The organism is Streptomonospora sediminis (assembly GCF_054778995.1).
Window position 1 is genome coordinate 1 of sequence record NZ_BAAGYZ010000007.1, and the last position, 11,131, is coordinate 11,131.

The 11,131-nt window shown below is 72.2% G+C and carries 8 protein-coding genes; 6 read left to right on the forward strand and 2 right to left on the reverse strand.

What is annotated here, in order from left to right:
- A partial coding sequence (locus ACYVD5_RS02950) for an acyltransferase family protein (RefSeq protein WP_460999315.1) occupies nucleotides 1–176 on the reverse strand: 176 nt, incomplete at its 3' end.
- Between the two features lie 446 nt (nucleotides 177–622).
- On the opposite strand from ACYVD5_RS02950, the gene ACYVD5_RS02955 reads away from it, so the two are divergent.
- Both ACYVD5_RS02955 and ACYVD5_RS02960 read left to right on the forward strand, forming a co-directional pair.
- A complete protein-coding gene (locus ACYVD5_RS02955; RefSeq protein ID WP_460999308.1) occupies nucleotides 623–1,354 on the forward strand; it encodes a Mut7-C RNAse domain-containing protein in 732 nt (243 codons plus the stop codon).
- Between the two features lie 238 nt (nucleotides 1,355–1,592).
- The gene (locus ACYVD5_RS02960) at nucleotides 1,593–3,026 is read left to right on the forward strand and encodes a PepSY-associated TM helix domain-containing protein (protein WP_460999309.1); all 1,434 of its coding nucleotides are present in this window, start codon (nucleotides 1,593–1,595) and stop codon (nucleotides 3,024–3,026) included.
- A gap of 92 nt (nucleotides 3,027–3,118) precedes the next feature.
- Here the strand turns inward: ACYVD5_RS02960 and ACYVD5_RS02965 are convergent, their stop codons facing one another.
- Nucleotides 3,119–4,144, reverse strand: coding sequence for a LacI family DNA-binding transcriptional regulator (locus tag ACYVD5_RS02965; protein ID WP_460999310.1), 1,026 nt, complete (start codon nucleotides 4,142–4,144; stop codon nucleotides 3,119–3,121).
- A 470-nt stretch (nucleotides 4,145–4,614) separates the two neighbouring features.
- On the opposite strand from ACYVD5_RS02965, the gene ACYVD5_RS02970 reads away from it, so the two are divergent.
- The 4 genes from ACYVD5_RS02970 to ACYVD5_RS02985 all read left to right on the forward strand — a co-directional run bounded on the left by ACYVD5_RS02970 (nucleotide 4,615) and on the right by ACYVD5_RS02985 (nucleotide 11,036).
- Nucleotides 4,615–6,957, forward strand: coding sequence for an AbfB domain-containing protein (locus ACYVD5_RS02970; RefSeq protein WP_460999311.1), 2,343 nt, complete (start codon nucleotides 4,615–4,617; stop codon nucleotides 6,955–6,957).
- A 273-nt stretch (nucleotides 6,958–7,230) separates the two neighbouring features.
- Nucleotides 7,231–8,343 (forward strand): ABC transporter substrate-binding protein, encoded by a 1,113-nt coding sequence (locus ACYVD5_RS02975; RefSeq protein ID WP_460999312.1) that lies wholly within the window; start codon nucleotides 7,231–7,233, stop codon nucleotides 8,341–8,343.
- Between the two features lie 84 nt (nucleotides 8,344–8,427).
- On the forward strand, nucleotides 8,428–10,077 hold the full coding sequence (locus ACYVD5_RS02980; RefSeq protein ID WP_460999313.1) for a sugar ABC transporter ATP-binding protein: 1,650 nt from the start codon (nucleotides 8,428–8,430) through the stop codon (nucleotides 10,075–10,077).
- Nucleotides 10,074–11,036 carry an ABC transporter permease gene (locus ACYVD5_RS02985; protein WP_460999314.1) on the forward strand — a complete coding sequence of 321 codons (963 nt, stop codon included), beginning with the start codon at nucleotides 10,074–10,076 and terminating at the stop codon, nucleotides 11,034–11,036. The genes ACYVD5_RS02980 and ACYVD5_RS02985 overlap by 4 nt, the downstream gene beginning before the upstream one ends.
- Nucleotides 11,037–11,131 lie beyond the last annotated feature (95 nt).

Consider the following 11,131-nt stretch of genomic DNA (forward strand, 5'->3'; position numbering starts at 1 on the left):
AACCGCCCCAGCGACACCCGCCCCGTATCGCGCGCCTCGCGCAGCAGCAGCGACGTGATCAGGAAACCCGAAATCACGAAGAAGACGTCGACGCCGACGTAGCCGCCGGGCAGCAGGTCGTGGTCGACGTGGTAGACGAGCACGAGCGCGACCGCGACGGCACGCAGCCCCTGCACCTCGGGCAGGAACCGGCGGGGGGATTCGGTTTGGGTTGTGGTGGTGGGGGCGAGGGTGGCTGCGGAGAGCGAATTAGAAGTCACGGATCGCGTTCTCAAACGGGAATACGGCATCGCGGGGGGCGACGCCCGCCCGGTCCGGAACCGGGCGAACACCCTTCATGGTGCCGTAACCCCCTCGTTATAAACAAGGCGTCGAAGCCATTTTATGTGAAAGCTCTCAGGAAACCGTCAGCTTCCACAGGAAGACATCCGTTCCCACCCGATGCGGCCGTCCGCAATGGGCGGCGGCGCCGCTGCGGCACGGGCACGCGGCCGATGCGCGGATACGCAGGCGGGCGGGCATGGGTGGGGCGAAGGGGGCTTGGGCGGGCCTACCGACGCGCCCCTTCGCCCCGCCGCCGCGGCCACCGGCCCCGCCGCACCCGCTCTGGCATCCTGGAGGTATGGACCCGCCCCAGGTGCGGCTACGCTTCGCGGCGGAGCTGCGGTTCCTGCTCGCCGCGCGCAATCGCCGGGCCGAGGTCCCCGCGGCCCGCGACTCCACCGCGACCGCCGGCCACCTGGTGCAGTCGGCCGGGGTGCCGCTGACCGAGGTGGGCGGGCTGGCCGCCGGCGGCCGCGGCGTCGGTCCCGGCTACCGTCCAGCCCCGGGCGAGACCATCGACGTCCGCGGTATCACGCGCCCCCAACCGCCGCCGGTCGAGCCGCTGCGGTTCCTGCTCGACGTCCACCTGGGCGCGCTGGCCCGGCGGCTGCGCCTGGTGGGACTCGACACCGCCTACCGCAACGACCTCGACGACGACTCCCTGACCGAGCTGGCCGGCGAGCAGCGGCGCGTGCTGCTGACCCAGGACCGCCGGCTGCTGCACCGCCGCGCCCTGCCGGCGGGGGCCTTTGTCCGCGGCCGGCACCCCGACGACCAGATGCGCGACGTACTCGACCGGTTCGCGCCGGACCTGGCGCCGTGGACCCGCTGCACCGCCTGCAACGGGCCGCTGGTGCCCGCTGCCAAGGAGGCGGTCACCCACCTGCTGGAGCCGGGCACGCGGGCCACCTACGACACCTTCGCCCGCTGCACCGTCTGCGGCCGGGTCTACTGGCCGGGCGCCCACCACCTGCGGCTGGCCGCGATCGTGGACACCGCCCGGTCGGTCGTCCAGGCGGCCGCGCAGTAGGCCGGGGGCCGGGCGCGAACCGCCGCGCCGCCCGCGCCGGCCCCCGCAACCGGGGAGACGCCGACCCACCGCCCCGCCGTCGCGGCGACCCCGCCGCCCCGCGAAGCCGCCCCGCAAGAACCCGCGGGAATCCGCGGGAACCAAACGCGGGTTCCAACCGACTTCTAAAGCAGCAGTCGCACCGGCTGCCCGCTGCCCGCCCCTTGCAGCGGCCGAAACGCAACGGATGGGGGCCCCCATGCCCATCGACGACCGGTCCCGGCCCAGTGTCGGCACCGAGCAGCCACCATCCCCCGCCGCAGCGGGTCCGCCGACCCGCTCGTGGTGGGCACCGCTGCGCGCGCTGCTGCTGCGCATGCACTTCTACGCCGGCGTGCTCGTGGCGCCGTTCATCCTCGTTGCCGCGGCCAGCGGCCTGCTCTACGTGTGGACACCGCAGGTCGAGGAGATCGTCTACGACCGCGAACTGCACGTCTCCGCTGTCGGCGGCACCAAGCTGCCGCTGGAAGAACAGGTGACCGCCGCCCGGCAGGTCCTGCCCGATGCCGCGCTGCACGCCGTGCGGCCCGGCCCCGGGCCCGAGGACACCACCCGCGTGCTCTTCGCCGTTGAAGGAGCCTCCGACAGTTTCCGCCGAGCCGTGTTCGTCGACCCCTACACCGCCGAGGTCCGCGGTTCGCTGACCGTCTACGGCAGCAGCGGCGCGCTGCCCGTGCGCACCTGGACCGACCTGCTGCACCGCAATCTGCACCTGGGCGACGCCGGACGGCTCTACAGCGAGCTTGCGGCGAGCTGGATGTGGCTGATCGCCGCGGGCGGCGCGGCACTGTGGATCTCGCGGCGGCGCCGCAAGCGGCGGATCCGCACCACGCTGCTGCCCGAGCCGAAGGCGCGCGGTATCCGCCGCACCATGTCCTTCCACGGCTCGCTGGGGCTGTGGCTGCTGATCGGCCTGTTCTGCGTCTCGGCGACGGGGCTGACGTGGTCGCAGTTCGCCGGGTCCAATGTCACCGCCATCCGCGAGGCGCTGTCCTGGCAGACGCCGGCGGTCTCGACCGAGGCTCCCCCGGAGCCGGACGCCCGCTCCAGCGGCGACGTGGGAGTGGACCGGGTGCTGCAGGCGGGCCGCGCGGCCGGGCTGGCCGGACCGGTGGAGGTGGTCTACCCCGCCGGAGAGGACGCCGCCTACACGGTGACCCAGCTCGACAAGCGCTGGCCCACGCGGGTGGACTCGGTCGCCGTCGACCCGGCCGAAGGCACGGTGACCGACGAGGTCCGCTTCGCCGACTACCCGCTGATGGCCAAGCTCGCCCGCTGGGGGGTCGACGCCCACATGGGCATGCTCTTCGGGGTGGCGAACCAGCTGGTGCTGACCGCACTGGTCGTTGGGCTGATGACCGTGATCGTGCTCGGTTACCGGATGTGGTGGCGCCGCCGGCCCGCGCAGAGCGGCCTCCGCACGCTGGGGCCGCCGGTCGCCCGCGGCTCCTGGAGCGCCCTGCCGTGGCAGCTGAAGTGCGCCGTCGCGGCGGTCACCGTCGCCATCGGGGTGCTTATGCCGGTGCTGGGGGTGTCGCTGGTGGTGTTCCTCGTCCTCGACGCCGTCCTGGCGTTGCGGTCGCCGTCCCGGTCGGCGGCGGCCCCGCCGGCGTCCCCGCCGCCACGGACCTGACCGCGCACCGGGCCGGTCCCGGCGCTCTCGCGGGCCCGCCTCCCCCGCTGTGCTGAGACTCCGCCGCACAGCCGCTGGGCCGCCCGGCCTCCCTACGGGCGGCCCAGCGTGCTTTCGCGGCGGACCAGGGCGAAGCCGGGCCGGATGCGGCGGGGTTCGGCGCGGTCGGCCCCGTCGCCGCCGTCCAGCCGGGTCAGCAGTGCGTCGACCGCGGCCTCCGCTATGGCCTGCTTGTGCGGCGCGATTGTGGTCAAGGTGGCCGAGCAGTAGCGGCCGTCCGCAATGTCGTCGAAACCGACCACCGCGACGTCCTCGGGCACCCGCAGGCCCCGTTCGGACAGGGTGCGCATGGCTCCGATGGCGATCAGGTCGTTGTAGCAGAACACCGCGTCGGGCGCGGCCCCCGAATCCAGGAGCCGCGCCATGGCCTGGGCGCCGTCCTGGCGCGTGTAGCCGTCCGTGGTGGCCACCATGTCGCCGGCCGCCGCTGCGGCGGGCGACTCGGCGATCACCTCGCGCCAGCCCTGCAGCCGCAGGTGGGCGGGCTGGCGCGCCCTGCCGTGGCGGGCGCCGATGAAGGCCACCCGGCGCCGGCCCAGGTCGAGCAGGTGCCGGGTGGCGGTGCGCGCCGCGGCGACGTTGTCGATGGCGATGTGGTCGTAGGGCGCTTCGTACTCGCGTTCCCCGAGCAGCACCAGCGGCGCGTCGTGGCCGCGGGCCATCAGGTCCTCGTTCTCCAGCTCGATGGGGCTGAGGATCAGCCCGTCGATCAACCGTGCCCGAAACCCCTGGGCGAACAGCACCTCTTGGTCGCGCCGCCCGTTGGTGTGGTCGAGCAGCACGATGTAGTCGAGCCCGGCCGCGTGGCTGATCACGGCGTCGGCGAGTTCGGCGAAGTAGGGGTTGCCCAGTTCGGGCAGCGCGAGCGCGATGATGCCGGTGCGGCCCTTGCGCAGGTGGCGGGCCGTCAGGTTGGGGCGGTAGCCCAGTTCGTCGATGACCTGCTGCACCCGTTGCCGGGTGGCCGGGGTGACGTGGCGGTAGCCGTTGACCACGTTCGACACCGTCTTGACCGATACGCCCGCGCGTTCGGCTACGTCCTTCAGGCTGATGACCACAGCGCCCCCTTCGCACCCGCGCCCTTATCCGGTTCGCATCCGCGCGGCCGCTCCGAGCCTAGGAGCGGACCGGATGCGGTACGGCGCGGCGCCGGCGCGGGACGCTTACCGACCGACGGGCCGGCGGGGCCTCGGCTTGCGCGGCGGTGCCGGCACACGGAATCGATTGCCGACTTTTCCAACGTTATACAGCATCGGTGGCCGCCACGTACAAGGATGCTGCGCACCGGCTGCGACCACTGCTGCAGCCCTACTGCGGCACTGCGGCAGCACCGCGGTGGCCTGCGGCCGGCGGTGCCGCGGACCTACCGGCGAGCCGCACCCGCCGCCGTCCGGGGTCTGGACAGGCACATGTGACTGTGCTCTCATCTTGAAAGAAGCGGTTTTCCCACGTTGTAAAACGCGGGAGTTCCGCCGACGGTGCGCACCGCGTACCGCCGGGCTGATCCTTCCATACCCGGAGGCTTCGGATGAGACGCTTCCTCACCCCCAACTCCCCATCCCCCGCAACCGGCCCCGCCCGCCGCGGCAGCGGCCGCCGCTCGTTGCTCACCGCACTGGCCGCCGCTGCCACGGCCGCGGTCCTGCCCCTCACGGCCGCCCCTCCCGCACAGGCCGCCGAGTGGACCCCGTTGGAACCCCCGTTGGAAACCCCTTGGACCGACGACGTGTCGGCCGACAACGCACTGCCGGAGTACCCGCGACCGCAGCTGGTCCGCGACGAGTGGCGCAACCTCAACGGCGAATGGGAGTGGTCGCCGGCCAAGCAGGGCGAGGCGCCGCCCATCGGCCAATCCCTCGACCGCAACATCCTCGTCCCCTACCCGGTGGAATCCGCCCTGTCCGGAATCGGCGAGGACACCGACCGCATGTGGTACCGCCGCACCTTCACCGTCCCCGATTCCTGGGACGGCCGCCGCGTCAAGCTCAACTTCGACGCTGTGGACTGGCGCGCCGACGTCTGGGTCAACGGCACCAAGGTGGGCGACCACCGCGGCGGCTACGACCGGTTCTCCCTCGACGTCACCGACGCCCTCAAGGAGGGCGGAAACGAGGTGGTCGTCGGCGTGCACGACCCCACCGACTCCGGCCGGCAGGCGGTGGGCAAGCAGCGCAACGACCCCGGCGGGATCTTCTACACCTCCTACTCCGGTATCTGGCAGACCGTGTGGATGGAGCCGGTCGGCCCCGCGCACACCACCAGCGTCGACCTCACCCCCGATGTGGAGGGCGAGCAGCTGAACGCCGTGGTGCACGCCGCCCGCGCCGGCGGGGCCACCGCCCACGTCACCGTCCGCGACGGCGGCACCGTGGTCGGTACCGCCAGTGGCAAGCCGGGCTCCACCATCGAGGTCCCAGTGCCCGACCCGCACCTGTGGTCGCCCGACGACCCATTCCTCTACGACGTGGAGGTCACCCTCAACCGCGGCTCCAAGGTCCGCGACCGGGTCGAGAGCTACGCCGGTATGCGGTCGGTCGGCACCAAGAAGGTCGACGGCGTGCTGCGCCCCGTCCTCAACGGCGAGTACGTGTTTCAGATGGGCCCCCTGGACCAGGGGTACTGGCCCGACGGGATCTCGACCGCGCCCACCGACGAAGCGCTGAAGTTCGACATCCGGGCCGCTAAGGACCTGGGTTTCAACACCATCCGCAAACACGTCAAGGTCGAACCCGACCGCTGGTACTACTGGGCGGACCGCATGGGCATGCTCGTCTGGCAGGACATGCCCTCGATGGCCGGCCAACCCGACCAGGCCGCCAAGGACCAGTACGAGCACGAGCTGCAGGAGATGATCGACCAGCACCGCAGCTCGCCGTCCATCACCCAGTGGATCCCGTTCAACGAGGGTTGGGGCCAGTACGACGGGGCGCGCATCGCCGACGAGGTCGCCAAGAGCGACCCCTCGCGGCTGGTCACCGGCGCCTCGGGCTGGCACGACACCGGCAACGGCGACGTCATCGACTCCCACATCTACGTCGGCCCGGGCGACCCCGCACCGGCCACCGACTCCCGGATCGCGGTGCTGGGCGAGTACGGCGGCCTGGGCCTGCGGGCCGACGGCCACGAGTGGAGCCCCGGCAACGGGTTCGGCTACGAGATGGTCTCCGACAGCGACGCGCTGACCACCCGGTACGAGGGCCTGACCGCGGGCGTGCAGCGGCTCGAACGCACCAACGGGATCTCCGCGGCCATCTACACCGAGATCACCGATGTCGAGAACGAACTGAACGGCCTGTGGACCTACGACCGGCAGCGGCTCAAGGTGGATCCCGCCAAGGTGCGGGACGCGCACCGCGACCTGATCGCGGGCCGCCCGGTCGGCGGTTCGGCCGAACTGCCGGTCAACGAACCGAAGTCGCTGCGCGTGACCACGCCCGGCTTCGACGACCGCTACATCCGCCACCAGGACTCGCTCGGTTTCACCGCAGAGGTCGACGAGTCCGGCTCCGACACGCTCAAGCAGGACGCCACCTGGCGGATCGTGCCCGGGCTGGCCGACGACCGGTGCTACTCGCTGGAGTCGGTGAACCAGCCCGACGAGTACCTGCGCCACCGCGCCTCCCGCGTGCGGCTTGAGGCCCCCGACGGCTCCGAGCTGTTCCGCGAGGACGCCACCTGGTGCGCAACGCCCGGCCTGGCCGGCGACGGGATCTCGCTGCGCTCCTACAACTTCCCCGACCAGCACCTGCGCCACTACGACTCCGAACTCTGGCTCGCCGGTGTCGGCGGCCCGGAGCCCTACGAGACGTCGAAGCTGTTCAATGAGGACGCCACCTGGGCGGTCGAGGACCCCTGGGCCGAGACCGGGTAAACCGCGCGCCGGACCGGCCCTGACCCACCGGGCCGGTCCGGTCCCGCCCGCTCCCCCGGCCGCCGCGTACGGGCCGGGCGGGGCAGGCGGCAGCGGCGGGCCCGGGGCCCGCCAGGGTCCCGATCCCATTTCTTCTTCCCCCGGCCCGCCCGGCTGTGCCGGCGGGCCCCGCTCCCCCATCCCCATCCGCACCCCTCCGCGGCCCTGCGGCACACGGCGCGCACCGCGCATCCCCTGACCGGCTCGCACATCCCTCTCTGGTGGAGGCTGGAAATGGCAATCGACCTCTTCGACCGCGCCGGGCGCCCGCCCCGGCGCACGGCAACGGTCTGCACCGCGATCACCTGCACGGCGCTGACCCTGCTCGCCACGTCCTGCGCGCGGGGCGAGGACGAGGCCGGCGGCGGCGCCCAGGCCTCGGGCGACGCAGCCGAACAGGCCCAGGTGCTGGACGATGCCGCGGGCAGCGACGAGAAGTGCAACATCGAGCAGTTCGGCATGGCGGAGTTCGACCTGAAGGACATGAAGGTCGGGTTCTCCCAGTCCGAGGCGGAATCCAATCCATTCCGCATCACCGAGACCGCCTCGATCAAGCAGGAGGCGAAGAAGCGCGGGGTCGAGTTGATCACCGCCAACGCCCAGTCCGACTTCTCCCAGCAGATCAGCGACGTGCAGGGCCTGATGTCGCAGGGCGCCGAGCTGCTGATCATCGCCCCGCTCAACTCCGACGGTTGGGAACCGGTCCTGGCCGAGGCGGAGCGCAAACAGGTGCCCATCGTCACCATCGACCGCGAGATCACCGGCGAGCCGTGCGCGGACTACGTCACCTTCATCGGCTCCGATTTTGTGGAGCAGGGGCGCCGCGCCGCCGACCAGATGATCGAGGCGGTCGGCGGCAAGGGCAAGGTCGCCATCCTGCTGGGTACCGCGGGCAACAACGTCACCACCGAGCGCACCAAGGGCTTCAAGGAGCGCATCAAGGAGAAGGCGCCCGACATCGAGATCGTCTTCGAGCAGACCGGCGAGTTCACCCGCGAAGGCGGCCAGTCGGTCACCGAGCAGCTTATCCAGTCCCAGCCGGAAATCGACGGTGTCTACGCCGAGAACGACGAGATGGGCATCGGGGCGGTGACCGCGCTGCGCGGGGCCGGCAAGGAGCCGGGCGACGTCAAGATCGTCACGGTCGACGGCACCGAGACCGCGGTGCAGAACATCATCGACGGCTGGATCTACGCGGTCGTGGAGTCCAATCCGCGCTTCGGCCCGCTGGCCTTCGACGCCCACGAGTCGTTCGGCAAGGGCGAGGACGTCCCCGCCGAGCTGGTCATCTCCGACCGCGAGTACGACGCGGACAACGCCGAGGAAGAGCTGGCCAATGCCTACTAGTCCGCTGATCACGCATCCGCCGGCCGGCGGACCGCGGCGGCGCGGTGCAGCGGGCGCCGAGCAGCAGAGGAGGCAACAGCGGCGATGAAAGCTACGGCAGCGCAGGACGGGGCCGAAACCACCGGCAGGGCCGGCGCCGCCGGCCCCGTCCTGCGGACCCGCGGACTCACCAAGCGGTTCCCCGGCGTGCTCGCCCTGGACGCCGTCGACTTCGACCTCTCCCCCGGCGAGGTACACGCCCTGGTCGGCGAGAACGGGGCGGGCAAGTCCACGCTCATCAAGGTGCTCACCGGAGTGCACGCCGCAGACGGCGGCGAGGTGCACTACCGCGGCACGGCCGTCCGGTTCGACACGCCGCTGCGCGCCCAGCAGGCCGGGATCTCCACCATCTACCAGGAAGTGAACCTGATCCCGCTGCTCAGCGTGGCGCGCAACCTGTTCCTGGGGCGCGAACCGCGGCGGTTCGGCCTGATCGACTTTCCGCGCATGCACCGCGAGGCCGCGGCCATCCTGCGCGACTACGGGGTGGAGGTCGATGTGGCGCGCCCGCTCCAAGGGCTGTCCATGGGCGCGCGGCAGATGGTGGCGCTGGCGCGCGCCGTCGTGGCCGAGGCCCGCGTGGTCATCATGGACGAGCCGACCTCGTCGCTGGAACCGCGCGAGGTCGAGACGCTGTTCGCGGTGATCGGGGCGCTGCGCGAGCGCGGCATCACCGTTGTCTATGTCAGCCACCGGTTGGACGAGCTGTACCGCATCTGCGACCGCGTCACCGTGCTCCGCGACGGCCGCGTCGTGCACACCGGTGCGCTGGCGGAGCTGGAGCGGCTGCGGCTGATCTCGCTGATGCTCGGCCGCGAGATGGCACAGGTCGAGAAGCAGGGGGCCACCACCTTCGGCGGCGCGCACGAACAGCGCGGCGCCGAGCCGGTACTCGTCGCCGAAGGGCTGGACGCAGCGCAGCGGCTGCACAGCGTCTCGCTGGCGATCCGGCCCGGCGAGGTACTGGGGTTGGGCGGGCTGCTCGGTTCGGGCCGCACCGAGACCGCGCGGGCCATCGCCGGTGCGCTGCCGCTGGAATCGGGGCGGATCTCGGTGGCGGGCGTGCCGCTGCGCCGCAGGTCCACCGCCGCGGCGATCGGCGCCGGTATCAGCATGCTGCCCGAGGACCGCAAGAGCGAAGGGATCATCCCGGAGCTATCGGTGCGGGAGAACATCGCGCTGGCGGCCATGCCGCGCCTGGCGCGGTTCGGGCTGGTGTCCGAGCGGCGCATCGACCGGGTGGTGGACGTGTTCGTGGAGCGGCTGCGCATCAAGTCCGCGGGCACCCGGCAGAAGGTGTCCGAGCTGTCCGGCGGCAACCAGCAGAAGGTGCTGCTGGCCCGCTGGCTGGCGCTGAACCCCAAGGTGCTGCTGCTGGACGAACCCACCCGCGGCATCGACGTGGGCGCAAAAGCCGAGGTGCAGCGCCTCGTCGACGAACTGGCCGCCGAAGGGCTCGGGGTCCTGCTGATCTCCTCGGATCTGGAAGAGCTGATCGAGGGCGCCGACCGGGTGGTGGTGCTCAAGGACGGCGCCGTGGTGGGTGAGCTGAGTGGCGGCGAGGTCAGCGAGGCCGCGCTGATGCGGGCCATCGCCGCGGCCGGCGGCGAGGGCGACGAGGCCGGCGATGGGGGCGCCCCGGGCACCGGGACCGCTGCGGGCACCGCGGGAGCGGGAGAGGAGGAGAGCCGATGACAGCGATCGGCACGCCCGCGGTGCGCATCGACCGCGAACGGGTCATCCCGTGGCTGCAGGAGTACGGCGTCTACATCGGCGTCGCCGCGCTCCTCGTCTTCAACCTCGTGCTCACCCCGAACTTCCTGTCGCTGGAGAACTTCCGCACCCAGGCGGTGCAGGTCACGCCGGTCCTGATCCTCTCGCTGGGGATGGCGCTGGTGATCGCCACCGGCGGCATCGACCTGTCGGTGGGGTCGGTCATGGCGCTGGCGGCGGCGATGATCTCGCTGTACCTGGGCTACGGGCCGGTGGTAGCAGTGCTGGTCGCGTTGGCGGCGGGGGCGGCGGCGGGCGCGGTCAACGGGGCGCTGGTCGCCTTCGCCGGGGTGCAGGCGATCGTGGCCACGCTCGCGATGATGATCGGCGGGCGCGGCCTGGCGCTGGTGCTGCTGCCCCAGTTGGACGGCATCCGCAGCCCCGGCTTGCGCGAGCTGGGTGCGGGCGAGGCACTTGGCGTGCCCTACCTGGTGTGGGTGGCGGTGGCGCTCGTCGCGGTGGTCGCCTTTGTCGTGCGGCGGACCCTGTTCGGGCGGCGGATCGTGGCGGTCGGCGGCAACCGCCGCGCCAGCGAGCTGTCCGGGCTGCCGGTGCGGCGCACCCTGATGGCGGTCTATGTGCTGTGCGGCCTGTTCGCCGCCGCAGCGGGCGTGCTGGCGACCGCGCGGCTGCAGGCCAGCGACCCCAACTCCATCGGCCAACTCATCGAACTGTCGGCGATCACGGCCGTGGTCGTGGGCGGCACCCCGCTGCAGGGCGGCCGGGTGCGGGTGGCCGGCACGGTTGCGGGCGCGGTGCTGATGCAGCTGCTCGTCTCGACGCTGATCAAGCACGACCTGCCGCCGTCGTGGACCCAGATCGCGCAGACCGCGGTGATCATCGCGGCCGTCTACGTGGCGAGGGAGCGGGGGAGGAAATGACCGCGGTGGAGAAGACCTCAGCGTCCGGGCGCGGCGCCTTCGGCCGCGGCGGCGGGGCCAACGGGGCGGGCGCGCCGCCGGGCCGCGGCGGCCCG

Bases quoted from the DNA above. Each gene is read 5' to 3' on its own strand.
- ACYVD5_RS02955 (WP_460999308.1), top strand. From the start codon at position 623: ATGGACCCGCCCCAGGTGCGGCTACGCTTCGCGGCGGAGCTGCGGTTC.
- ACYVD5_RS02960 (WP_460999309.1), top strand. From the start codon at position 1,593: ATGCCCATCGACGACCGGTCCCGGCCCAGTGTCGGCACCGAGCAGCCA.
- ACYVD5_RS02970 (WP_460999311.1), top strand. From the start codon at position 4,615: ATGAGACGCTTCCTCACCCCCAACTCCCCATCCCCCGCAACCGGCCCC.
- ACYVD5_RS02975 (WP_460999312.1), top strand. From the start codon at position 7,231: ATGGCAATCGACCTCTTCGACCGCGCCGGGCGCCCGCCCCGGCGCACG.
- ACYVD5_RS02980 (WP_460999313.1), top strand. From the start codon at position 8,428: ATGAAAGCTACGGCAGCGCAGGACGGGGCCGAAACCACCGGCAGGGCC.
- ACYVD5_RS02985 (WP_460999314.1), top strand. From the start codon at position 10,074: ATGACAGCGATCGGCACGCCCGCGGTGCGCATCGACCGCGAACGGGTC.